This is a genomic window from Pseudomonas sp. BIGb0176 (assembly GCF_024810175.1).
GTDB lineage: Bacteria > Pseudomonadota > Gammaproteobacteria > Pseudomonadales > Pseudomonadaceae > Aquipseudomonas > Aquipseudomonas protegens.
In genome coordinates, this window is record NZ_JANUEC010000001.1 from 177,109 (window position 1) to 199,423 (window position 22,315).

The 22,315-nt window shown below is 63.7% G+C and carries 20 protein-coding genes and 1 pseudogene; 10 read left to right on the plus strand and 11 right to left on the minus strand.

Annotated elements, in window-relative coordinates; all coding sequences use genetic code 11:
- Window position 1: 1 nt before the first annotated feature.
- Window positions 2-1,291, minus strand: a pseudogene (locus tag M2395_RS31710) (HAMP domain-containing protein); the annotation flags it as partial.
- A 347-nt stretch (window positions 1,292-1,638) separates the two neighbouring features.
- Here M2395_RS31710 and M2395_RS00645 point away from each other — a divergent pair.
- Window positions 1,639-2,955 (plus strand): Na+/H+ antiporter family protein, encoded by a 1,317-nt coding sequence (locus M2395_RS00645; RefSeq protein ID WP_161466524.1) that lies wholly within the window; start codon window positions 1,639-1,641, stop codon window positions 2,953-2,955.
- A gap of 191 nt (window positions 2,956-3,146) precedes the next feature.
- Entirely contained in the window at window positions 3,147-4,826 is a 1,680-nt protein-coding gene (locus M2395_RS00650) for a methyl-accepting chemotaxis protein (RefSeq protein WP_011062295.1), read from the plus strand.
- A 149-nt stretch (window positions 4,827-4,975) separates the two neighbouring features.
- Here M2395_RS00650 and yegQ read toward each other — a convergent pair whose 3' ends face one another.
- Window positions 4,976-6,301: a tRNA 5-hydroxyuridine modification protein YegQ gene (gene yegQ, locus M2395_RS00655; RefSeq protein WP_072444584.1), complete on the minus strand. Its 1,326-nt coding sequence runs from the start codon at window positions 6,299-6,301 to the stop codon at window positions 4,976-4,978.
- Between the two features lie 159 nt (window positions 6,302-6,460).
- Between yegQ and M2395_RS00660 the strand changes: the two genes are divergently transcribed.
- Window positions 6,461-7,522, plus strand: coding sequence for an AI-2E family transporter (locus M2395_RS00660; RefSeq protein WP_123430453.1), 1,062 nt, complete (start codon window positions 6,461-6,463; stop codon window positions 7,520-7,522).
- On the opposite strand, the gene M2395_RS00665 is transcribed toward M2395_RS00660, so the two are convergent.
- The 3 genes from M2395_RS00665 to M2395_RS00675 form a co-directional block, all read right to left on the minus strand.
- Window positions 7,519-7,701 (minus strand): hypothetical protein, encoded by a 183-nt coding sequence (locus M2395_RS00665; protein ID WP_011062292.1) that lies wholly within the window; start codon window positions 7,699-7,701, stop codon window positions 7,519-7,521. The genes M2395_RS00660 and M2395_RS00665 overlap by 4 nt on opposite strands.
- A 107-nt stretch (window positions 7,702-7,808) precedes the next feature.
- Window positions 7,809-8,003, minus strand: coding sequence for a hypothetical protein (locus tag M2395_RS00670; protein WP_011062291.1), 195 nt, complete (start codon window positions 8,001-8,003; stop codon window positions 7,809-7,811).
- A 248-nt stretch (window positions 8,004-8,251) separates the two neighbouring features.
- Window positions 8,252-8,617, minus strand: coding sequence for a hypothetical protein (locus tag M2395_RS00675; protein ID WP_123430454.1), 366 nt, complete (start codon window positions 8,615-8,617; stop codon window positions 8,252-8,254).
- Between the two features lie 249 nt (window positions 8,618-8,866).
- On the opposite strand from M2395_RS00675, the gene M2395_RS00680 reads away from it, so the two are divergent.
- The gene (locus tag M2395_RS00680; protein ID WP_053159518.1) at window positions 8,867-9,685 is read left to right on the plus strand and encodes a shikimate 5-dehydrogenase; all 819 of its coding nucleotides are present in this window, start codon (window positions 8,867-8,869) and stop codon (window positions 9,683-9,685) included.
- A gap of 101 nt (window positions 9,686-9,786) precedes the next feature.
- On the opposite strand, the gene M2395_RS00685 is transcribed toward M2395_RS00680, so the two are convergent.
- Window positions 9,787-10,437 (minus strand): YceH family protein, encoded by a 651-nt coding sequence (locus M2395_RS00685; RefSeq protein WP_011062288.1) that lies wholly within the window; start codon window positions 10,435-10,437, stop codon window positions 9,787-9,789.
- Window positions 10,438-10,658: 221 nt separating this feature from the next.
- On the minus strand, window positions 10,659-13,178 hold the full coding sequence (locus M2395_RS00690; protein WP_123430455.1) for an alpha/beta hydrolase fold domain-containing protein: 2,520 nt from the start codon (window positions 13,176-13,178) through the stop codon (window positions 10,659-10,661).
- A gap of 177 nt (window positions 13,179-13,355) precedes the next feature.
- On the opposite strand from M2395_RS00690, the gene M2395_RS00695 reads away from it, so the two are divergent.
- Together M2395_RS00695 and M2395_RS00700 are read left to right on the plus strand one after the other, a co-directional pair.
- A complete protein-coding gene (locus tag M2395_RS00695; RefSeq protein ID WP_123430456.1) occupies window positions 13,356-14,378 on the plus strand; it encodes an AraC family transcriptional regulator in 1,023 nt (340 codons plus the stop codon).
- 72 nt (window positions 14,379-14,450) lie between these two features.
- Window positions 14,451-14,960, plus strand: coding sequence for a DUF1993 family protein (locus M2395_RS00700; RefSeq protein ID WP_011062285.1), 510 nt, complete (start codon window positions 14,451-14,453; stop codon window positions 14,958-14,960).
- 155 nt (window positions 14,961-15,115) lie between these two features.
- Here M2395_RS00700 and sstT read toward each other — a convergent pair whose 3' ends face one another.
- Entirely contained in the window at window positions 15,116-16,348 is a 1,233-nt protein-coding gene (sstT, locus tag M2395_RS00705; RefSeq protein WP_015636354.1) for a serine/threonine transporter SstT, read from the minus strand.
- A 341-nt stretch (window positions 16,349-16,689) separates the two neighbouring features.
- On the opposite strand from sstT, the gene M2395_RS00710 reads away from it, so the two are divergent.
- Window positions 16,690-17,847: an MFS transporter gene (locus tag M2395_RS00710; RefSeq protein ID WP_053152765.1), complete on the plus strand. Its 1,158-nt coding sequence runs from the start codon at window positions 16,690-16,692 to the stop codon at window positions 17,845-17,847.
- Here the strand turns inward: M2395_RS00710 and nhaR are convergent, their stop codons facing one another.
- Window positions 17,848-18,753, minus strand: a complete 906-nt coding sequence (nhaR, locus tag M2395_RS00715) for a transcriptional activator NhaR (RefSeq protein WP_019092849.1) — start codon at window positions 18,751-18,753, stop codon at window positions 17,848-17,850.
- Between the two features lie 134 nt (window positions 18,754-18,887).
- Between nhaR and M2395_RS00720 the strand changes: the two genes are divergently transcribed.
- The gene (locus M2395_RS00720) at window positions 18,888-19,139 is read left to right on the plus strand and encodes a hypothetical protein (RefSeq protein ID WP_011062281.1); all 252 of its coding nucleotides are present in this window, start codon (window positions 18,888-18,890) and stop codon (window positions 19,137-19,139) included.
- A gap of 30 nt (window positions 19,140-19,169) precedes the next feature.
- Window positions 19,170-19,925 carry a TerC family protein gene (locus tag M2395_RS00725; RefSeq protein WP_011062280.1) on the plus strand — a complete coding sequence of 252 codons (756 nt, stop codon included), beginning with the start codon at window positions 19,170-19,172 and terminating at the stop codon, window positions 19,923-19,925.
- A 79-nt stretch (window positions 19,926-20,004) separates the two neighbouring features.
- Here M2395_RS00725 and M2395_RS00730 read toward each other — a convergent pair whose 3' ends face one another.
- A complete protein-coding gene (locus tag M2395_RS00730) occupies window positions 20,005-20,172 on the minus strand; it encodes a hypothetical protein (RefSeq protein WP_174395590.1) in 168 nt (55 codons plus the stop codon).
- A gap of 222 nt (window positions 20,173-20,394) precedes the next feature.
- Here M2395_RS00730 and M2395_RS00735 point away from each other — a divergent pair, with 222 nt between their 5' ends.
- The gene (locus tag M2395_RS00735) at window positions 20,395-21,069 is read left to right on the plus strand and encodes a peptidase C39 family protein (protein ID WP_053152763.1); all 675 of its coding nucleotides are present in this window, start codon (window positions 20,395-20,397) and stop codon (window positions 21,067-21,069) included.
- A gap of 53 nt (window positions 21,070-21,122) precedes the next feature.
- On the opposite strand, the gene pbpG is transcribed toward M2395_RS00735, so the two are convergent.
- Window positions 21,123-22,061: a D-alanyl-D-alanine endopeptidase gene (pbpG, locus tag M2395_RS00740; protein WP_011062277.1), complete on the minus strand. Its 939-nt coding sequence runs from the start codon at window positions 22,059-22,061 to the stop codon at window positions 21,123-21,125.
- Between the last annotated feature and the right edge of the window lie 254 nt (window positions 22,062-22,315).

The following is a 22,315-nucleotide window of genomic DNA, read 5'->3' on the forward strand; positions in this document are numbered from 1 at the left end:
CCAGGAAGCGGTTGAACCAGCCGGCCAGTTGGCCCAGTTCGTCCGGCTTGTCGTAGGCCAGGCGCCGGGTCAGGTCGCCTTCGCCGCTGGCGATGTCTTCGAGCATGTGGGCCACGCCGAGGATCGGCCGGGTCACGCTGCGGGCCATCAGCCACACCAGCAACAGGCCCACCACCGCGGCCAGCAGGCCCAGGCCGAGCTCGATCAGGGTGCCGCTGTTGTTGCGCGCATCCAGCTCGCTTTTCAGGGCTTCGGCCGGGCCTACCAGGACTTTTTCCGGCACATCCAGCAGTACGCCCCAGGCCTTGCCACCGGGGATCGGGGTGAAGGGCGCCAGCACCTTGAGTTCACGGTTGCTGTGCAGGCTCTGGGTCTGGGTGCTGTTGGCCAGCAGGCGGATCAGCTCGGCGCCGTTGGTGGTGTCGACGCTGTCCAGGCGCTGGCTGAGCTTGCTGGCGTCCGGGCTGTAGCCGGCCAGCAGGCCCGCCGGGCTCAGGATGCTGACGTTGGTCTGGCCGGCATAGAGGCGCTTGCTGGCGCTCTGGCTGATGGCCTGGAGGCTGTTGAGGTTGATGTCCACCGACAGCGAAGCGATGACTTTGCCGTCCACCATCAGCGGGAAGACGATGCTGGTCATCAGCACCTTCTGGCCGTCGATGTCATAGAAGTAGGGTTCGATCACGCAGGGCTTGAGGGTGCTGCGCGGGCAGGTGAACCAGGCGTTGGCCGGCTGGCCGCTGGGGCCGGTGCGGGTGTCGCTCATGTCGCTTTCGGGCAGTGACATGGAGGTCAGCTTGCCCGGGGTGGGTTGGGACCAGTACAGGGCGAAGCGGCCCTTTTCGTTGCTGCCCAGTTCGCTCTGGCCGCCGAACAACTCGTCCTTGCCGTCCAGGGCGTTGGCTTCGAACACCAGGGACAGGCCCAGCAAGTCGGGGTTGGCCTGCAGCGCCGACTTGACCTGGCGGGTCAGGTCCTCGCGCAGGTCGAAGGCGTCGAGGAAGCGTTTCTCGGCCTGTTCCCGCAGGAACAGCACCTGGCGCGAGAAGCCGTGGCCGTATTGATAGGCGTCCATGAATTGCTGGCGAATGCCCAGTGCCTGGACTTCACCCTGGGCCTCGATCCGCGCCTGGGCGGCTTCGTTGAGCATCTCCATGCTCGAGGCCTTCACCAGCTCGGAGCTGTGCTCCATGCGATACAGCGAAAGCCCCACCAACAGCGACACGATGCCCAACAGGCAGAGTCCGGCCAGCAAGGTGATTTTCCATTGGATGGAAAGTTGTCTGAGCGACATGGAGACGTCCTTTATTCGATAAATATCTGAGACTTTGCACTGTAGCGGCCGACCAATGGCGTTCTTTAAACGCTTGTTCGAAATAAACCGCGAGGCGCTGGGGCTGCTGTGCAGCCCAGTGCGAGCAAGCTCCCTCGCCACGGGTACGGGGTTGGTCTTGGGGGCTTTACCAGCAAGCTCGCTCCTGCGGGCGGCGGGGTGCGGGGTTTTGACAAGCCGGGTCGGCTGCTGCAAAGTGCGCCCCCCTAATAAGAACCTCTTTCATTTCGATGTCGGCAGCCCGCTGCCTTCCGGTCGGTCACAGGCTTTTGCGCCATTTTTAGCGGCGCAGTAATGAGGTAACGATGATTAACGCAGTAATTGCCGCGGTTGGCGTAATGCTGGTGCTCAGCCTGTCCCGCGTGCATGTAGTGATCGCCCTGATCATTGGCGCCCTGGTGGGCGGCCTGGCCGGCGGCCTGGGCATCGAGGCCACGCTCAAGGCCTTCAATAGCGGCCTGGGGGGCGGTGCCACCGTGGCCATGTCCTACGCCTTGCTCGGTGCTTTCGCCGTGGCGATTGCCAAATCCGGGCTGGCCCATGCGTTGGCGGACAAGATCCTGCTGCTGGTGGACCGGCAGGACGCCAACGGCGGCGGCCAGGTCAAGTGGCTGCTGATCGGCCTGCTGTGGGTGGTGGCGATTGCCTCGCAGAACATCCTGCCGATCCACATTGCCTTCATTCCGCTGCTGGTGCCGCCGCTGCTGTATGTGCTGACCAAGCTGCAACTGGATCGCCGGCTGATCGCCTGTGTGATCACCTTCGGCCTGATCACCCCCTACATGTTCCTGCCGGTGGGTTTCGGCAACATCTTCCTCAACGAAATCCTCCTGGCCAACGTGGCCCGCAGCGGCGTCGATATCAGCCAGGTCAACGTCACCCACGCCATGGGCATTCCCGCCCTGGGCATGCTTTGCGGCTTGCTGCTGGCGTTCTTCAGCTACCGCAAGAAGCGCGTCTATGACCTGGACCGCATCGAGAAGGTCGAGCAGGTGGCGGTGCAGTACAACCCGCGGACCCTGCTGGTGGCCGCGGCGGCCATAGTCGCGGCGTTCGTGATCCAGCTGCTGCTGGACTCGATGATTATCGGTGCCTTGTGCGGTTTTCTGATTTTCTCGGTGTCGGGCATCGTGCGCTGGCGCGAGACCGACGACCTGTTCACCGAAGGCATGAAGATGATGGCCATGATCGGCTTCATCATGATCGCCGCCTCGGGGTTCGCCGAAGTGATGAAGGCCACCGGCGAGGTCAATTCCCTGGTCCAGGCCTCGGCGGCCTGGATCGGCCACAGCAAGGGCGTGGGCGCCTTGCTGATGCTGCTGGTGGGCCTGCTGGTGACCATGGGCATCGGTTCGTCGTTCTCCACGGTGCCGATCCTCGCGGCGATCTTCGTGCCTTTGTGTGTGCAACTGGGCTTCAGCCCGCTGGCCATCGTCTGCATCGTCGGCACCGCCGGTGCCCTGGGCGATGCCGGTTCGCCGGCCTCGGACTCGACCCTGGGACCGACCTCGGGCCTGAATATCGACGGCCAGCACCACCACATCTGGGACACCGTGGTTCCGACCTTCCTGCACTACAACCTGCCGCTGCTGGCCTTCGGCTGGGTGGCGGCCATGGTCCTCTGATCATCTCGCTCTCGTAGAAGCCGGGGGTTGTCGTAAGAGCTGGCTTGCCAGCGAAGGCATCGGCAAGGTCGGTGCAAGGCTCGAGGGCCCCTTCGCCGGCAAGCCGGCTCCTAGGGGTTCAGGCTCAACTTTTTTTTTGGCGTGCCGTTAACGGCATATCACGCCAATAAAAAACCAAGAGTGAGCCCCCTATGCGCTTGAGCCTGAAGGCCAAAGTCCTGTCCCTGGCAGTACTCCCGGTACTGCTGTTCGCCCTGGTGATCAGCCTGAGCACCGTGCTCATGCTGCGCCAGCAGGCACAGAAGGAAGTCGAGGAAACCCGCAACCGGCTGCTGACTGAAGCCAAGGCCACCCTGCAGAGTTATGTGGAAGTCGCGCTGACTACCGTCAAGCCGCTCTACGATGCGGCGGCGCAGGGCGATCAGGCCGCCCGGGCCGAAGTGGTCAAGCTGCTGTCCAATATCAGCTATGGCAAGGACGGCTACTTCTTCGGCTACGACTCCGAGACTGTGCGCCTGTTCAAGGGCAACAGCCCGGACGGCGTGGGCAAGAGCTTCAAGGACAACCGCGACCCCAATGGGGTGTACGTCAACCGCGAGCTGGTGCGGGTCGGCAAGGACGGCAGCCACTATGTGCAATACAGCTCGACCCAGCCGGGCAGCGACGTGCTGGTGCCCAAGCTGGGCTACACCGAGTACCTGCCCAAGTGGGACATGGTGCTGGGCACCTCGGTCAACCTCGATGGCATCGACGCCCAGGTCGCCGCAGTGCAGAGCAGCGTCAACCAGCGCATGGAAGGCATGGTCCTGAGCATCCTCGGGATCGCCGCGGTGGTGCTGGTGGTGATCGCCGCCCTGGGCATGCTGGTGGCCAACACCATGCTGCGCCCGCTGAACCTGATGAAAGCCAACCTCGACGATATCGCCGCCGGCGAGGGCGACCTGACCCGGCGCCTGGCCATTACCAGCCAGGACGAACTGGGGCAGTTGGCCGGCTCGTTCAACCGCTTTGTCGACAAGATCCACGGCCTGGTGCGGCAGATCACCGAGATGACCGGCCAGCTCACCGAGCTGGTGACCCAGGTCTCGGATCAGGCCCAGCGTTCGGAACAGGCCATGGAGCGCCAGCGCCACGAGACCGATCAGGTGGCCACGGCGATCAACGAAATGTCTTCCGCAGCCCATGAGGTGGCCCGCAGCGCCCAGGGCGCAGCCGTTGCCGCCCAGCAGACCGATGAAGAGGGCCAGGCGGCCAAGCGCGTGGTGGATGGCAGCATCCAGCAGATCCATGCGCTGGTCAGCGATATCCGCAACAGCGGTACTTCCCTGGACAGCCTGCAGCAGGACGTGACGTCGATTGTCAGCGTGTTGGACGTGATCCGCTCGATCGCCGAGCAGACCAACCTGCTGGCCCTGAACGCCGCCATCGAAGCGGCTCGGGCCGGGGAGGCCGGGCGCGGTTTTGCGGTGGTGGCCGACGAAGTACGGGCCCTGGCCAGCCGCACCCAGCAGAGCACTCAGGAAATCCAGGGCATGATCGACCGCCTGCAGCAGGGCACCCGGGTGGCGGTGGACGCCATGCGCCGTTCCAGCGATGCCGGCGACGGCACCTCGGTGAAGGCCAACGAAGCCGGGGCGTCGCTGGACACCATGGCCCAGTTGATCGGCACCATCAATTCGATGAACGCGCAGATTGCCAGTGCGGCGGAAGAACAGACCGCGGTGGCCGAGGAGATCAATCGCAGCGTGCATCAGATCGCAGTGGCGGTGGACAGTGTGGCCGATGAAACCCAGCGCGGCGCCCAGACTTCCCGCAGCCTGGCGGACCTGGGCCAGCGCCTGGGGCGGCTGGTGGGACAATTCCGTATCTGAGGGCGGGGCGCCGGTGGCTGGTGTAGCCGCTGCCAAGCCTGCGAGGCTGCGAAAAGGCCCGAAGGGCCTTGCGTGGCGGTCTTTAGGCAGCCCATCAGAAGGTCCCACCGCCCCCGTCAGCAGCTACATCAGGGTGTTACCTGCACGGCTCAGGCGCTGATATCGCGCATCAGCAGGCCAAAGCGCAGGTCCACCTGATCAGGGATCGGCAGGTACACCGTATGGCCGTCACCTGGCGCCACTTCGATGGCTTCGCCCTTGGCGTTCTGCAACTGGTGCAGGTCGAAGTGGAAATTGCCCCGAGGGGTCATCAGTTCCATGTGATCGCCCAGGGCGAAACGGTTTTTCACCTTCACTTCGGCCAGGCGGTCGCGGCGTTCGCCGGTCAGTTCACCGACGAACTGCTGGCGCTCCGACACCGAGCTGCCGTTCTGGTAGTTCTGATACTCGTCATGCACATGCCGGCGCAGGAAACCCTCGGTGTAGCCGCGCTGGGCCAGGGACTCCAGATCGCTCATCAACTGGCGGTCGAACTCGCGGCCAGCGGCGGCATCGTCGATGGCCCGGCGATAGACCTGGGTGGTGCGTGCGCAATAGAAGTGCGACTTGGTGCGCCCCTCGATCTTCAGCGAGTGCACGCCCATGCGAGTCAGGCGCTCCACGTGCTGCACCGCCCGCAGGTCCTTGGCGTTCATGATGTAGGTGCCGTGCTCGTCCTCGAAGGCCGGCATCAGCTCGCCCGGGCGATTGGCTTCCTGCAGCAGGAACACCTGGTCGGTGGGGGCGCCCAGGCCCAGGGTCGGCTCCGGCTGGTAGCTCTGCACGATGTCGCCCACGGCATTCTCGGTGGCCGCCTGGGCGCTGTATTTCCAGCGGCAGGCATTGGTGCAGGTGCCCTGGTTGGCATCGCGCTTGTTCATGTAGCCCGACAGCAGGCAACGCCCGGAGTAGGCCATGCACAGCGCCCCGTGGACGAAGACTTCCAGCTCCATGCCCGGCACCTGCTGGCGGATTTCCTCGATCTCCTCCAGGGACAGTTCCCGGGACAGGATGATCCGGGTCAGGCCCTGCTGCAGCCAGAACTCGACGCTGGCCCAGTTCACCGTGTTGGCCTGCACCGAGAGGTGGATCGGCATCTGCGGGAAGTGCCGGCGTACCAGCATGATCAGCCCCGGGTCGGACATGATCAGCGCATCCGGGGCCATCTCGATCACCGGCGCCAGGTCCTTGAGGAAGGTCTTGAGCTTGGCATTGTGTGGGGCGATGTTGACCACCACGTAGAAGCGCTTGCCCTGGGCCTGGGCCTCGCGGATACCGAGGGCCAGGTTGGCATGGTCGAATTCGTTGTTGCGTACCCGCAGGCTGTAGCGCGGCTGGCCGGCGTACACCGCGTCGGCGCCGTAGGCGAAGGCGTAGCGCATGTTCTTCAGGGTGCCGGCGGGGGCCAGGAGTTCGGGTTTGGCGAGGGGCGTCATGGGGCTGTCGGTCGCAAAAGGTCGCGAGGGTAAGCCAGTGCGCTAGGGTATTCATTGATCTGGATCTATGCCGACAGCAGAAAAAACGGCACTCGGCGCCGCGGCCGGGGACTAAGCCTCAGGACGCTGATTTTCCGCGTGACAGACCTGGACCTGTAGATGAACCAAACCAACCTGCAAAACAAAAGCCTGCTGCTGTTGCTGGCACTGGTGACCCTGGCCTTTATCTGGATTCTGCTGCCGTTCTACGGTGCGCTGTTCTGGGCAGTGATCCTGGGCATTGTCTTCGCCCCCTTGCAGCGTCGGCTGCAGGCCCGCTTCGGCTGGCAGCGCAACTTGACGTCCCTGTGCACCCTGTTGATCTGCCTGGTGATCGCGATTCTGCCGGTGATCATCACCAGCGTGCTGCTGGTGCAGGAGGGGGCCGAGCTGTACAAGAAAATCGAAAGCGGCCAGCTGGATATCGCCGCCTACCTGGCTCAGTTCAAGCACAGCCTGCCGCCGTACTTCCAGCACCTGCTGGACCGCTTCGGCCTGGGCGAACTCAAGGGGCTGCAGGAGAAGGTGGTCAAGAGCGCGATGCAGGGCAGCCAGTACCTGGCGACCCAGGCTTTCAGCTTCGGCCAGGGCACCTTCGAGTTCGTGGTGAGCTTCTTCATCATGCTCTACCTGCTGTTCTTCTTTCTGCGCGACGGCCCGGAGCTGGTGCGCAAGATCCGCACCGCCGTGCCCCTGGCGGAATACCAGAAGCGCCGCCTGCAATTGAAGTTCAACCGAGTGGTGCGGGCCACGGTCAAGGGCAATGGGCTGGTGGCGGTGACCCAGGGCGCCCTGGGGGGCTTGATCTTCTGGTTCCTCGACATTCCCAGCGCCTTGCTCTGGGCGGTGCTGATGGCGTTCCTGTCACTGTTGCCGGCCGTGGGGGCGGGGATTGTCTGGGGGCCGGTGGCGGCCTACTTCCTGATCAGCGGAGCGATCTGGCAAGGGGTGGTGCTGGGGCTGTTCGGGGTGTTCGTGATCGGCCTGGTGGACAACCTGCTGCGGCCGATCCTGGTGGGCAAGGACACCAAGATGCCGGACTACCTGATCCTGATCTCGACCCTGGGAGGGCTGGCGATCTTCGGCCTCAACGGCTTTGTCATCGGGCCCCTGATTGCCGCGCTGTTCATGTCCAGCTGGGCCCTGTTCGTCGAGACCCGGCCCCGGGTGCAGTTGCCCTAGGGCTGGACGATGCGCAGCGCCAGTTGCCGGGACAGGGTCTGGGCGGCGGGCAGGGAGGTCAGCGGGCCGCTGACCATCTCGCCGTCGCGCACCAGGTACCAGCAAGCCAGCAACCCCAGTTCCCTGAGCGATGCGGGGACCGCGCTGCCAATGACGGACATGATCTGAATCTTGGGCATGACAACCTCCTCGATCTGAGGGGGTTACCTTACAAAGCCCCAAGTGCTACGAAAAATCACCCAATCTGATAGTGGACATTGATGCCGGTGCTACCGCAGCCGGCAGTTCAGTCCACCACCTGGTCGAGCATGTGCAGCACTTCCTGCTCGTTGAGCAGGCCCTTGCGCACCAGGTTCTGGGCCAGCAGCGAGAGGAACTTGGCGCTGCGGTGGCCTTCCAGGTGCTTGAGTTCGGTCAGGGCGTCGTACACCCGGCTGGAGGTGCAGAGGCCGGCGACGCGGTGCGGGTTTTGCGTGGGCATGGATTCGTCCTTGTTGTTATGGGCCTGTGGCGAGCGGACTGTGTCGATCTTGTCGTCCTTGAATGACACAAACATGACAGTCGCATGTCGCTCACCGCAGCCGTGGGATCAGTACACTATTGCCGGATTTAAACGCAAATACTGTTCCAGTCACGACATGCTTGAGAATTATTCAGACATTCGGATAGTGGCAAAATGCAACAAGCCCCGCTTTGGGGGCGGGGCCTGTTGTTTGATTCTGCTTGCGCTTACCAGCGGCCGGGACCCGGGCCGTAGTAGTAATGCGGGTGGCCGTAGTAACCGCGAGGTGGCCCGTAGTACACCGGTGCCGGGCGGTAGTAGACCGGTTGCTGCACATAGACCGGTGCCGGCTGGTAGTAGACCGGTGGTGGCGGTGCGGCATAGACCGGCTGCGGTTGGACATACACCGGCGCTTGCTGCACATAGACCGGGCGATCCTGGTTGGCGATCACCGAACCCACTACGGCAGCGCCGACAACAGCACCCAAGGCGGCGGGCCCGACCCAGCCACCACCGTGGGCTGAAGCCTGGCCTGCGACAGCGAGTGCACCAATGAGCAAGGCTATCTTGGGGATTTTGGAGATCATGGTCATTCCTCGGTTCAACCCCAGCGTTTATGGTCTGCACCAGACTCAAGAACTGACGCGGGGATACTTCTAAGACAGCGGTTCCTGCGAAATCTGCACAGCCGCTGAGTAAATATTGTGTAAGGTCTGTACCGGTCTCTTTACCGTCATCCCTGGGCGGTGGCGAAGGCCGGTGAACACGCGCCGATATGATCAGGCCAAGCGGCGCGCCAGACCAATCCCGTCCATCTGAAAGTGCCGAGCGAGGAAACCGATATGCAAATGAACCCCAACAAAGACACTCAGTTGTGCATGTCCTTGTCCGGGCGCCCGGGGAATTTCGGCCTGCGTTTTCACAACCACCTGTATGAGCAGTTGGGTCTCAATTTCTACTACAAGGCCTTCAGCAGCCAGGACCTGCCCGGCGCCGTCGCCGGGATCCGGGCGCTGGGCATCCGCGGTTGCGGGGTGTCCATGCCGTTCAAGGAAGACTGCATCGCCCTGGTGGATGAGCTGGATGCCTCGGCCCGGGCCATTGCCTCGATCAATACCATCGTCAACACCAACGGCCATCTCAAGGCCTACAACACCGACTACATCGCCGTGGCGCAATTGCTCGCGGGCCACGGGGTGCCTCGAGAGTCGAGCTTTGCCCTGCGCGGCAGCGGCGGCATGGCCAAGGCCGTGGCCAGTGCCTTGCGTGATGGTGGTTATGCCAACGGGGTGATCGTGGCCCGCAACGAAGTGGCCGGGCGCGCCCTGGCCAGCTCCCTGGGTTATGAGTGGCAGGGCGAGTTGGGCAGCCTGCGGCCGCAGATGCTGATCAACGTCACCCCGATCGGCATGAGCGGCGGGCCAGAGGCGCAGCAGCTGGCGTTCGACGCCGAGGCGATAAAGGCGGCGCAGACGGTGTTCGATGTAGTGGCGGTGCCGCCGGAGACGCCGTTGATCCTGCGGGCCCGGGCCGAGGGCAAGCAGGTCATCACCGGGCTGGAAGTGATTGCCATCCAGGCGCTGGAGCAGTTCGTGCTTTATACCGGGGTGCGCCCGAGCGAAGAGCAGTTCCAGAAGGCCGTGGCCTTCGCCCGCCCCTGAGCCCGAAGCCCTGTCACCGCTGCCGCAGGCCGCGACAAGGCCCGCAGGGCCCTGAAGCCCCCTTCGAGGTCGATCGCAGCCTGCGGCAGCGGCTCCGGGGTTCAGCCTTCGAGTTGGGCCAGGCGCTCTTCCAGGGCAGCGATCCGCGCTTCCAGTTCTTCGATGCGTTCCACTGAAACCGCGCCGCCGGCGCTGCGCTCAACCGGGTTGCTGCGGGCGGCGAGGATTGCCTCGATGTCCGCCGGGTCACCCAGGGCGTGGGTATAACGGTCTTCGCGCTGGCCGGCCTGCCGCGGAATGTGCAGGGCCAGGCCCCGGGCAATCAGGCGTTCGAGCTGGTGCAGGACCTGTTCGCTGTCTTCGAAATCATGCATGCGCCCGCTACGGGTCAGCAGTTCGTTGACCGTCTGCGGGCCACGCAGGAACATCAGGCCGCACAGGATCAGTTGCGCCGGCACCAGTTCCAGGGCCTTGTCCAGGCGCTGTTCCCAGCGGTCGGCGCGGCTGCCCATCACCAGGCGGGTGAAGCCCCGGGCTTCGAGGGCACGCAGGCTTTGCCCGACCTGGCCCTGGGTCAGGTTCATCACCGGTTCGCGGCTGGTTTTCTGATTGCAGGCAATCACCAGGGCGTTGAGGGTCAGGGGATAGGTTTCCGGGCTGGTGGCCTGCTTTTCGATCAACGAACCCAGGATGCGGATATCGGTACTGCTCAAGCGCAGTGCTTCACCGGGTGTGTCGTGCTCGCTGCTCATAAGTGCTGGTCCCTTGGTCACTGATGGATGGATCGTGAAAAAAAACGCCACCGGGCGCTGGAACAGCGTCCGGGTTTTCTGCGTGGCCGGGTCGGCCACTTTCGAGGGGCTCTGTTTTACCTCCAGAACCCGGATCTTGCCATCAGAACTTGGCGCGGCCCGCGCCGGCGCCGGTTGACCGGGCCGCCCCCGCCACCATGCTTTGGGCGAGGGCGGCCGGTTCAGCTGGGTTGCGGATCTGTTGCAGGCTGTGTCGTACGGGGTGAGTCGGCTGCCTGCGGGGTTTGGCCCGCGGTCTCCAGGCACTGGCGGGCAAACCGGGCGAGGCCCAGCAGGGCGTTTCTCGCGGAGCGCAGGTAGAACGCCTGCAACTGGAACACGTGCCAGCGGCCCTGGTGGATTTCCAACTGGCAAGCCACCCCGGACTGCCTGGCACGCTCAGCCAGGCGCGTGGAGTCGGACAGCAGCAGTTCCTGGTCGCCCACCTGGATCAGCATCGGTGGCAAGCCGCGCAGGTCTGCTTCCAGGGGGCGGTGGCTCAGTGCTTGAACGGGCGCTGCGTAGGCCTTGAGGGCTTGCTCCAGCCAGTCGCGGCGGATCATCGGGTCGGCCTCCTGGCGCGATTGCATGCTGGCGCCGCCCAGGTCCGGATCGGTGACCGGCGACAGCAGCATCAGCCCGGCGGCAATCTCGTCACCACGCTCCTTCAGGGCCAGGGCCAGGGCCAGCACCAGGGCGCCGCCGGCGGAGTCGCCGGCAATCAGCAGCTTGTCCGCCGGGCAAAGCTGGGCGCGGATCGCGTCGTAGCAGGCCAGGCAATCCTCCAGCGCGGCGGGGTAGGGGTGTTCCGGGGCCAGCCGGTAGTCCGGCACCCACACCGCGCAGCCGCTGTCCCTGGCCAGGCGGCTGGTGACGCTGTAGTGAGAGCGCGGGCTGCCCAGGCAGAAGGCGCCACCGTGCAGGTAGAGAATCACCCCCTTGGGCGCCCTGGTTCCGGGTTCGACAATCTGCAACGAGAGCCCGTCCAGCTGCATGCTCCGGCGGTTCACGCCCAGGCAGCCGGGCATCAGCCATGACAACCGGTCGACGATCTTGCGCTGGCTGGCCAGGGCTCGGGGCGGGCCGATCAAGGCCCTGAAACTGACCCGCAGGAAAACCCGCAGGAAGGCTGCGTTGGCCCGCTCCAACCAGTCCCGGGGGGCGGCTATGCGTTGCCCGTCGCAGGCTGGGGATTGGGTGTCCAGCGGGCTGGACAGGCGATAGGCCGCCAGCCCGGCATAGCGCGCCAGCCAGCGGTAGGACCAGGTGAAGCCTGGCCAGTTGGTGCTGTTGTGCCCCCGTTCGTCGACATACCAGCTCTTGCAGCCGCTCCACACCGAAGTGGCCAGGCGGCGCTGGATGCCCAGTTGAAAGCGCTGGTGGCGCTGCTCGTCCACTTCCACATGGCTGGCGCCGCTGTCCAGCAGGGCCTGGCGGGCCTGCATGACGTGGGAAATCTGGCTTTCCAGCATATGGATGATGGAGTTGTGGCCCAGGTTGGTGTTGGGCCCGTAGAGCATGAAGAAGTTGGGAAAACCCGGCACGCTGATGCCCAGGTAGGCCGCCGCGCCACCTTGCCAGGCCTGGTTCAGGTCGAGCCCGTCGCGTCCGGTGATGCGCATGGGCGAGAGGAACTCGGTGGCGGCGAAACCGGTGCCATAGATGATCGCGTCCACGGCGTGTTCCTCGCCGTCCAGGGTTTCGATGCCGTGCTCGGTGATCTGCCGGATGCCTCGGGTCAGCAGGTGCACATGGGGCTGGTCGAAGGTCTTGAGGTAGTCGTTGGACAGCAGGATGCGCTTGCAGCCGATGGGGTAGTCCGGGGTCATCTGGCGGCGCAGTTCGGGGCTGGCGACCGAGGTGTGCAGCAGCTTCTTGAACGGGCCACCGACCACCCATTTGGTCAGGCCCTGCAGGCGCGTGAAGCCCAAAGCCCGGGATTCGAAGTGCAGGTAGTGGGCCGCACGCACCAGCTTCATCTTCCAGGGTTGGCGCAGGAAGCGCTGCTTTTCCTCGGCACTGTAGGGGCGGTCGGCCTTGGGCATGATGTAGGCCGGTGAGCGTTGGAAGACCTTGAGTTCGGCCACCTGCCTGGCAACCTCCGGGACGAACTGGATGGCCGAGGCGCCGGTGCCGATCACCGCCACCCGCTTGCCCGCCAGGGGATAGTCATGATCCCAGTGGGCGGAGTGGAAGACCCGGCCGCGGAAGCTGGCCATGCCCGGCAGGTCGGGCGGGGCCGGGCGGCTCAACTGGCCGGTGGCGCTGATCAGCAGGCGGGCGGCATGGCGCTGGCCATCGGCGCAGGTGACATGCCAGCAGGCATTGGCGGTATCGAATTCGGCATGGCGCACCTCGGCGCCGAAGCGGATATGGGGTGTGAGCTCATAGACGCCGGCACAATGTTGCAGGTAACCATGGATTTCTGCCTGGGGCGCGAACACCCGGGACCAGTGCGGGTTGGGTTCGAAGGAAAACGAATACAGGTGCGAGGGCACGTCGCAGGCAGCGCCGGGATAGCTGTTGTCGCGCCAGACGCCGCCCACGTCCTGGCCTTTTTCAAGAATGACGAAACGGTGCACGCCCGCCTTGCGCAGGGCGATGGCCATGCCCAGGCCGCCAAAGCCGCTGCCGATGATGATGGCCTCCAGCGGTGTGGCCGAGTCGGGGGCGGGGTGTGTAGCAGGTGCGAATTCGGGCATGACGACCTCGTTGTTATTGTTGTGCGGCGCAGGGTTGATGCTCCCGGGGCCACTTCCTTGTTTCTGCGGTGCAGCCCCGATCAGTGAAGCATGCGGGGAATAAACCGTGGACCCCATGCTGTAACGGGACAAGTGCTTTAGTATTTGGGCCAACACCTTTCTTCACGAGCCGCGCCCATGAGCACTCAGTCGTTCACCCGGGGACCTTCCAGCGCCTTGCTGCTGCTCGGTTTCGGCTGCGAAAAGGGCTTGGCGCCAGCGCGGTTGCTGGCCGGTTGCGGGCTGTCCCGGGAGCAGTTGCAAAACCCCAACAGCCTGCTGTCGGCGGCCCAGGAGTTGCGCCTGGCCAGTAACCTGCTGGCGCTGCTCGGCCAGCCCCGGGGCCTGGGGTATGCAGTGGGTGCGCGTTATCACTTCTCCACCTATGGCCTGTTCGGCTACGGCCTGATCAGCAGCGCCACCCCGGCGGATGCCCTGGCCCTGGCCTTGCGCTTCCTGCCGCTGACCTATGCCTTTGCCGAGATCGGCTACCGGCTGGAGCCGGGGCTCGGGGTGCTGACCTTTGCCGAGCCTCGGGTGGCGGACCCCTTGTTGGCGCAGTTCCTGTTACAGCGGGACATGGCGGCCGCCGCGACGCTGATGCAGGAAATAGTCGGTGCGGATTTTCGCCTGCTGCGTTTCGGTCGCAGTGTCAGCCCTGAGCTGGAAGGGGACGAGCCGGCGCAGATTCTCGGGGTGCCCGCCGACTATCGGGCCGACGCCAATACCCTGGCCTTCGACCGGCGTTTCCTGCACCGGCCCTTGCCCCAGGCCAACCCGCTGACGGTGGCCATGTGCGAGCAGATGTGCGCGCAGTTGCTGGAGCGGCGACAGGCCCATCAGGGGGTTGCCGCGCTGGTCCGCCAGCACCTGGATGCCCTGCCGGCGGCAAGCGTACCGGACTTGCCGGCCATGGCCCGGCTGCTGTGCACCAGCGTGCGGACCTTGAAGCGACGCTTGCAGGAGGAGGGCACCTGCTATCGGCAGGTACTGGCCGGGCATCGAGGCGCCCGGGCCCTGGAGTTGCTGGGCAATTCGCGGCTGAGCCTGTCCCAGGTTGCCGAAAGGCTTGGCTTCAGTGACCTGTCGAGTTTTTCCCAGAGCTTCAAGCGCTGGTTCGGCGTGGCCCCCAGCGTGTATCGCCAGGAGCGCTGCGGATAAAGGCCCCGTGCTGGCGTGCTGTGGCTATAATCGCTGCTCGCTGTATTCCCGCCATTCCCTGTCGAGACTGTCATGACTATTTCCCTGTACGCCGCTTCCGTTCCTGTCTTCAAGCAAATGCTCAATGCCTTGAGCGACGTGCTGCACAAGGCCGAAGCCCACGCCACGGCGAAGAACATCGAGCCCAACGCCCTGCTGCAGGCGCGCCTGTACCCGGACATGTTCCCGCTGGTGCGCCAGGTGCAGATCGCCGTGGACTTCGCCAAGGGCGTATCGGCGCGCCTGGCCGAAGTCGAGCTGCCCAAGTACGACGACACTGAAACCACCTTCGCCGACCTGCAGGCGCTGATCGCCAAGGTCCTGGCCTTTATCGACGGCATCCAGCCGGCGCAGATCGATGGCAAGGAAGGCATCGAGATCGTGACCCGTCCGGGCACCCCGAAAGAGAAGCGCTTCAGTGGCCAGTCCTACCTGCTGACCTACGGCCTGCCGCAGTTCTTCTTCCACGTCACCACCACCTACGCAATCCTGCGTCACAACGGTGTGGAAGTGGGCAAGCGCGACTACATGGGCGCGTTCTAAGGCGTTTGGCTACGAGGTTCTCGTAGCGCACAAAAAAGCCCGGCCAGGTTGACCCTGGCCGGGCTTTTTTGTGGCTGCTGCCGCAGGCTGCGAACGGTCCGCAGGGAGCGGGTTCGGCAGTGGCTACAGGGCCATGCCGATCCGGGATGTGCGCATCAGGCCGAGGCTTGCGCCTTGTCTTCCTGGGCCATGCACGCGGCGGCGGTGAAGAGTACGTCGGTGGAGGAATTCAGCGCGGTTTCCGCCGAATCCTGCAGCACGCCGATGATGAAGCCTACGGCCACCACCTGCATGGCGATTTCGCTGGGAATGCCGAACAGGCTGCAGGCCAGGGGAATCAGCAGCAGCGAGCCGCCGGCCACGCCGGAAGCACCGCAGGCGCAGATGGCCGCGACCACGCTGAGCAGCACGGCGGTGGGCAGGTCGACGGCGATACCGAGGGTGTGCACGGCGGCCAGGGTCAGCACGGTAATGGTGATTGCCGCGCCGGCCATGTTGATGGTGGCGCCCAGCGGGATCGACACCGAGTAGGTGTCTTCATGCAGGCCCAGGCGCTTGCTCAGTTCCAGGTTGACTGGAATGTTGGCCGCCGAGCTGCGGGTGAAGAAGGCGGTGATGCCACTTTCGCGCAGGCAGGTCAGCACCAGCGGGAAGGGGTTGCGGCGGATCTTCCAGAACACGATCAGCGGGTTCATCACCAGGGCCACGAACAGCATGCAGCCGATCAGGACCGCCAGCAGGTGCAGGTAGCCGAGCAGGGCGTTGAAGCCCGAGGTGGCCAGGGTCGAGGCCACCAGGCCGAAGATCCCCAGGGGCGCGAAGCGGATCACCACGCGCACGATGACAGTGACCCCGTTGGACAGGTCATCGAGCACGGTGCGGGTGGTCTCGCCGGCATGGCGGATGGCCACGCCCATGCCAATGGCCCAGGCCAGGATGCCGATGAAGTTGGCGTTCATCAGGGCGCTGACCGGGTTGTCCACCACGCTCAGCAGCAGGCTTTGCAGCACTTCGGTGATCCCGCCGGGCGCGCTGATGGCCACGTCGTGGGTGGACAGCACCAGGGCGGAAGGAAACAGGCTGCTGGCGATCACCGCCACCACGGCGGCGGCGAAGGTGCCCAGCAGGTAGAGCACCAGGATCGGCCGGATATGGGTTTCCTGGCCGTGCTTGTGGTTGGCGATGGAGGCCATGACCAGCACGAACACCAGGATCGGGGCCACGGCCTTGAGCGCCGAGACGAATACCTTGCCGATAAAGGTGGTGGATTTCGCCACCTCCGGTGCCAGGAGTGCCAGGGCGATACCGGCGATCAGGCCGATAACGATCTGCGTGACCAGGCTCAGGCGTTTGAGGGAATGCAGAAAGGAAGGGGGTGAAGCGCTCATAGCGGTATCTCTGTTTTTTTTAATGTGCGGAGCCTGCCGGTCGCCAGCGCCGGTGGTTGAACCGCCAGGCACAGACGCAGTCTGAAAAGGCGACGGGCGATCGAGACGTTTGAAGGGTAGACGAACTCGACAGGGCCTGTTTTCAGCAGGGGGCGGACTTTATCACAGCAGGCCGGGGTTACCGCGTCGATGTGACGATCTGCCACTTGCCCCTTGCAGAGCCGTGCACGCGGTGGTTGCCCGGAGCCGGGCGCACTCTGTTAAGATTCGCCATCCCCTTTTTCTATCCAGTCAGCGGGCCCTTCGGGCTGTCGCTGCTGTCGCTGTTTCTGGAGTTCTGCATGCTGTTGCCCATCCTGCTGTTGTCGGCCGCCGGTTTTACCGTGCTGACCACGGAGTTCATCATCGTCGGCCTGTTGCCGTCGATTGCCCGCGACCTGCAGGTCAGCGTGTCCCAGGCCGGGCTGCTGGTGACCCTGTTCGCCTTTACCGTGGCTGCCTTCGGGCCATTTCTGACCGCCTACTTCGCGCGTTTTCCCCGCAAGAAGCTGTTTATCAGCGTGCTGGTGATGTTCGGCCTGGCCAATACCCTGGCGGCGCTGGCGCCGAACATCTGGGTGATGTCCCTGGCGCGGCTGGTGCCGGCCCTGGGGTTGCCGGTGTTCTGGGCCCTGGCCAGCGAGACGGCGGTGGACATCGTCGGCCCGGACTACGCCGGGCGGGCGATTGCCAAGATCGGCTTCGGCATTGTCTGCGCCACGGTGTTCGGGATTCCCGTGGGCACCCTGATTGCCGATGCGTTCGGCTGGCGCAGCGCCTTCGGCATCCTGGCGGTGGTGGCGTTCGCCAAGGCCCTGTTGCTGTTTATCTACCTGCCGCAAACCCGCCAGCACAACGAGCAGGTGAGCCTGCGGGCGCAGTTTCGCATCCTGCGCAGCCCGCTGATGCAAGGGCATGTGCTGCTGTCGATCCTGGTATTTAGCGGCATGTTCACTGCCTACACCTACCTGGCGGACATACTCGAGCGCCTGGCCGGGTTCGACGGTGCGCTGGTGGGCTGGTGCCTGATGGGCTTTGGCGCGGTGGGCCTGATCGGCAATTCCCTGGGCGGCCGGGCGGTGGACCGTCACCCGTTGATCGCCTCCATGGTGTTCTGCGCACTGATGATTGGCGGCATGGTAGCCCTGGTGCCGAGCATTCATTCGACCCTGGGGTTGGCAGCGGCCATGGCCATCTGGGGCGTGACCCAGGCGGCGATGTTCCTGGTGAGCCATGTGCGCTTGATCAAGGCGGCTCCCCAGGCGCCGGCCTTCGCCGCTTCGTTGAACATTGCCGGGGCCAACCTGGGCATTGGCCTGGGGGCAATGGTCGGCGGCCGGGTGATCGATACCCTGGGCCTGGGCAGCCTGGGGTTCGCGGCCTCGGGTTTCATTCTGCTGTCGATCGCCCTGGCGCTGCTGCTGATGAAGCTCAAAGCGCCGAGTGCCTGCGTTTCCTGATCAGAGATTGAGGGGCGTGAACAATTCTCGTCGCGCCCCTTCGGTAATGGCCACGATGCCGGGGTGCTTGACCTTGCGCTCCACGGAAATGGCGTAGAACGACTCGGCCACGGCATCGGTCTGGCCAATCAGTTGCACTCCGTACTGTTGCATGACCTCGTCGGCAATCACGCTGGGGGCGATGAAGATTCCACTGCCGGATTGGCCAAAGGCCTGCATCAGGGCGCTGTCGTCGAATTCACCGATGATCCGTGGCTGCAACTGTTGCTCGGCGAACCAGCGCAGCAGGCGGCTGCGGACCACGGTTTCCTGCCCGGGAATCAGCAGTGGCGCGCCGTGCAGGCCCCGGGGGAAGTCAGCGCCGTGCCGCCGCGCCAGCTCCTCGGTGGCGAAGAAACTGATGCCGCATTCCCCGAGCTTCTGGCTGTAGCCCTTGATGTCCAGGTGCGAGGGCATCGGGCTGTCGGAAATCACCAGGTCCAGGCGCTGGATGGCTAGGTCCGCCAGCAGGCGTTCGAGCTTGTCTTCGCGACAGGTCAGGCGGATCGGCTCGCTGAGCTCCATGGTCGGGGCGATCAGGCGATAGACGATGGACTTGGGCACCACATCCGCCACGCCGACCCGGAACTGGATCTGCTGTTCGTCGGGGCGGGCGCGGAGCATGGCTTCCAGCTCGCCCCCGAGCTGGAACATCTGCTCGGCGTAGGGCAGGGCCTGGCGTCCGGCTTCGGTCAGCTCCAACTGGCGGCCAACCCGGCGAAACAATTCGATGCCGTAAGTCTGTTCCAGCAGGCTGATCTGGCCGCTGATGGTTTGCGGGGTCAGGTTCAACTGGTCGCAGGCGCGGACGATGCTGCCGGTCTTGGCCACAACCCAGAAATAATGCAGCTGGCGGTAGTTGAGCATGGGCACATTCAGTTCGTAAAAAGCGAAGTATAACTGCTAAAAAAACGAATTTTCCTGAAGTATCACTCTCCTTAGAATGCCTCGCTATCGCCGGGGCCCTACTTGGTCCCGTCCGTTCTATCGAGGAATACGGCATGTCTTTCAAAACCTTGGGCGCAGCGTCGCTGCTGGCCCTGTCTATGCTGACCCTGGCGGGTTGTGACCAGGCGGAAAAAAGCGCGCAGCAGATGCTGGGCAAGGCGGCGGAGTCGGCCAAGCAGGCCATCGACGATACCCACAAAGCGGCAGAACAGGCGCTCAGCGATGCGACACAGAGCGTGACCGGCAAGGAAAAGCCAGAGGACGACAGCGAGAAGAAACCAGCGCCTGCGTCCCAGGAAATCTGATCTTTCATACAACCGAGTCAGGATTGACCCATGGATTACCTTTTACAGCTCGCTGCAAGCCCCACCGCCTGGGTCGCCCTGGCCACCCTGGTGGTGATGGAGATCGTGCTTGGCATCGATAACCTGATCTTTATCTCCATCCTCACCAACAAGTTGCCGCAAAAGCACCGGGCCAAGGCACGGCGCATCGGTATCGGCATGGCCTTGATCCTGCGCCTGGCGCTGCTCAGTACCATTGCGTTCATCGTCCAGCTCACTGAGCCGGTGATTGAAGTGATGGGGCAGAGTTTCTCCTGGAAGGACATGATCCTGATTGCCGGTGGCCTGTTCCTGGTGTGGAAAGCCACCACGGAAATCCACCACAGCATGGACCCTGAACCTGAGCAGGCCAAGAACGAGACTCCGGGCGTGGCTATCGGCTTTGCCGCAGCGATCGGTCAGATCCTGTTGCTGGACATGGTGTTCTCCATCGACAGCATCATTACTGCAGTCGGCATGACCGAGCATTTGCCGATCATGATCATTGCCGTGGTGGTGTCGGTGCTGGTGATGCTGCTGGCGGCCGAACCGCTGGCCAAGTTCATCAATGACAACCCGACCGTGGTGATGCTGGCCCTGGGCTTCTTGATCATGATCGGCATGACCCTGATCGCCGAAGGTTTCGGCGCCCATGTGCCCAAGGGCTATGTGTATGCGGCGATGGCCTTCTCGGCGGCCATTGAGAGTCTCAACATGCTGGCCCGCCGGGCCCGGCAGAAGCGTCAGGCGGCCCATAGCGACGCTTGATCCGCAGCCATGACTGGCGGCCGCCTGTACTCCTTGGAGTCAGGCGGCCGCTTTGTTTCAGGGGTAGGGGAAACCTTGATCAGTGGGCAGCGGCAGGACGCCGGGCGCTCTTTCCAGCCTTGATAGCGGGGGCTGCTTGCCGGGGCTGGTGGTGGCGGCGGGTGATGCGCAGCACGCCCCAGAGCATAGCGGCGGCTACCGCCAGCCAGCCGAGGATCAGCATCAGGATGGTCGTTGTCAGGCTCATAAGTGCCTCCTTTATGCCCCGTGCGGGGCACACACTCTTAACAATCGACAGTCTAGTAGCCTATGTGTTTCAAGCTATTGACCAATAGTCGAGAGTCTTCGAACACTTCGCTCTATGGTTTTCAATTAACTGGCGCCTAACGCTATACCCTTGCCCGCGGGCGCCCTATTATCAGGGCCCCAGCCGGAGGCGGGTCGCCCGGTGTCTGAATAGAGAGCAAAGATGGTGCGGGTATTTCCTCGGTTTCGAGTGGCGCTGCTGGCCAGCGCCTGTGTCTTGGCCCTGGCCGGTTGTGCCGGTAGCGTGCAGCCTGACATCCAGCGCCTGCCGGAACGTGTCGAACTCAACAGTGTGCCGTCTTTCCGTGGCCAGATGTACCAGAGCGGCCCAGGTGCACTGGCCAGCATGCTGTCGCAGCAGGGCGTGGTGATCACGCCCGGTCTGCTGGACAAGCCATTGCATCTGCCGGGTGCCGAGGCGCAGTTGCAGCAGAACATGCAGAACCTGGCGCGTGAATACGGCATGGTCGTCTATCCCCTGGATAACCAATTGTCGGCGTTGCTGACGCAGGTGGCGGCGGGTTACCCGGTGCTTGTACGCTTTACCGAGGGTTCGACATTCTGGGCTGAGCCGCGCTATGCCGTGCTGGCCGGCTATAACCGCGACAAGCAGACAGTGCTGTTGCGTGGGGCGAAAAGCCGTCGGCAACTGATGAGCTTCAGCGAGTTCGAGTCATCCTGGAAGAATGCCGGCAGCTTTGCGGTACTGATCCAGGCTCCCAACCAGTTGCCGGCCAAGGTGGATCGCCAGCGTTGGTTGAAAGCCGTCAATGAATTGGCCCAGGCCGGCCAGGAGCAGGCGGCAGCCCGGGCGAGCAAGGCACTCGACAGTCATTGAGTGTGCTACAGACAACAACGGCGCCTGAGGGCGCCGTTGTTTTTTGCCGGGTATCAGTGTGAGGCCTGGGGAGCGGCGACCTGACGGTTCTTCAGGTTCTTGTCCGCTTTGTAGCGCAGGGCGACGTCCGGTACCGAGCCGCTCTTACCGGTCTCGACCCAATTGCGGATGCGGCTGGCATCGGCGAAGTGGGTGTATTTGCCGAAGGCATCGAGAATCACCAGCGCTACCGGGCGATTACCCATGCTGGTGACCAGCACCAGGCAGTGGCCGGCCTGGTTGGTAAAGCCGGTCTTGGTGATCTTGATGTCCCATTTTTCCTTGTTCACCAGATGGTCGGTATTACGGAAGCCCAGGGTGTAGTTGGGCTTGCGAAAGGCTACGGTCTTTTCCTTGGTGGTACTCAGTTCGCTGAGCAGCGGGTACTTGCGCGAAGCCACCAGCAACTTGCTCAGGTCACGGGCGGTGGAAACGTTGTGGATCGACAGGCCTGTAGGCTCCACGTAGCGGGTGTGGGTCATGCCCAGGGACTTGGCCTTGGCGTTCATTGCTGCGATGAACGCCGCGTAGCCGCCCGGGTAGTGATGGGCCAGGCTGGCGGCAGCGCGGTTTTCCGAAGACATCAGGGCGATCAGCAGGGTGTCCCGGCGGCTCAGCTCACTGTTGAGCTTGACCCGGGAGAACACCCCTTTCATTTCCGGGGTATCGCTGATGTTCATGGAGATGTATTCGTCCAGGGGCAGCTTGGCGTCCAGGACCACCATGGCGGTCATCAGCTTGGTCACCGAGGCGATGGGGACTATCACGTCCGGGTTGCTGGAATAGATGACTTTGTTGGTCTGCAGATCCAGCAGCAGGGCGCTGCCGGACGCGATATGCAATTGTGAAGTGTCTCTTGGCGCCGCGGTGGTTTCGCTGGCGTCGACGCTGTGCGCGATCAGTGTGCCGGACACAGCAAACAACAAGCTGAGAATGGAGAGACGAATTTTCACGCGGGCGGACTCGATAAAGAATGGATATGCCGTTGGCTAACGGGCTTTCTGGGAAAAACGTTACATTTTATGAGTATGGCCGAAGAACTGTCGATTGTTCTTCCACGGTCAGCCGAAAGCCCTTAAAAATAAAGAAAAAACACGTTTTTTTCCTGAACGGTAGGGCTTTGCGCAGCAATGGGCGTGGGCTAAGAGTCAGGGGTGATAAAGAGCCCGGGTGGCCTTTAATTTCAGAATAAAAAAACCCGCCATTG

What these genes read in the sequence shown, in the direction of transcription:
- yegQ (WP_072444584.1), bottom strand. Translation starts at nt 6,301, where the DNA reads ATGACGCCCCTCGCCAAACCCGAACTCCTGGCCCCCGCCGGCACCCTG.
- M2395_RS00685 (WP_011062288.1), bottom strand. Translation starts at nt 10,437, where the DNA reads ATGAGCAGCGAGCACGACACACCCGGTGAAGCACTGCGCTTGAGCAGT.
- M2395_RS00680 (WP_053159518.1), top strand. Translation starts at nt 8,867, where the DNA reads ATGCAAATGAACCCCAACAAAGACACTCAGTTGTGCATGTCCTTGTCC.
- sstT (WP_015636354.1), bottom strand. Translation starts at nt 16,348, where the DNA reads ATGAGCGCTTCACCCCCTTCCTTTCTGCATTCCCTCAAACGCCTGAGC.
- M2395_RS00690 (WP_123430455.1), bottom strand. Translation starts at nt 13,178, where the DNA reads ATGCCCGAATTCGCACCTGCTACACACCCCGCCCCCGACTCGGCCACA.
- M2395_RS00665 (WP_011062292.1), bottom strand. Translation starts at nt 7,701, where the DNA reads ATGCCCAAGATTCAGATCATGTCCGTCATTGGCAGCGCGGTCCCCGCA.
- M2395_RS00720 (WP_011062281.1), top strand. Translation starts at nt 18,888, where the DNA reads ATGTCTTTCAAAACCTTGGGCGCAGCGTCGCTGCTGGCCCTGTCTATG.
- M2395_RS00710 (WP_053152765.1), top strand. Translation starts at nt 16,690, where the DNA reads ATGCTGTTGCCCATCCTGCTGTTGTCGGCCGCCGGTTTTACCGTGCTG.
- M2395_RS00695 (WP_123430456.1), top strand. Translation starts at nt 13,356, where the DNA reads ATGAGCACTCAGTCGTTCACCCGGGGACCTTCCAGCGCCTTGCTGCTG.
- M2395_RS00670 (WP_011062291.1), bottom strand. Translation starts at nt 8,003, where the DNA reads ATGCCCACGCAAAACCCGCACCGCGTCGCCGGCCTCTGCACCTCCAGC.
- M2395_RS00725 (WP_011062280.1), top strand. Translation starts at nt 19,170, where the DNA reads ATGGATTACCTTTTACAGCTCGCTGCAAGCCCCACCGCCTGGGTCGCC.
- M2395_RS00675 (WP_123430454.1), bottom strand. Translation starts at nt 8,617, where the DNA reads ATGACCATGATCTCCAAAATCCCCAAGATAGCCTTGCTCATTGGTGCA.
- M2395_RS00650 (WP_011062295.1), top strand. Translation starts at nt 3,147, where the DNA reads ATGCGCTTGAGCCTGAAGGCCAAAGTCCTGTCCCTGGCAGTACTCCCG.
- M2395_RS00735 (WP_053152763.1), top strand. Translation starts at nt 20,395, where the DNA reads ATGGTGCGGGTATTTCCTCGGTTTCGAGTGGCGCTGCTGGCCAGCGCC.
- M2395_RS00730 (WP_174395590.1), bottom strand. Translation starts at nt 20,172, where the DNA reads ATGAGCCTGACAACGACCATCCTGATGCTGATCCTCGGCTGGCTGGCG.
- M2395_RS00700 (WP_011062285.1), top strand. Translation starts at nt 14,451, where the DNA reads ATGACTATTTCCCTGTACGCCGCTTCCGTTCCTGTCTTCAAGCAAATG.
- M2395_RS00660 (WP_123430453.1), top strand. Translation starts at nt 6,461, where the DNA reads ATGAACCAAACCAACCTGCAAAACAAAAGCCTGCTGCTGTTGCTGGCA.
- nhaR (WP_019092849.1), bottom strand. Translation starts at nt 18,753, where the DNA reads ATGCTCAACTACCGCCAGCTGCATTATTTCTGGGTTGTGGCCAAGACC.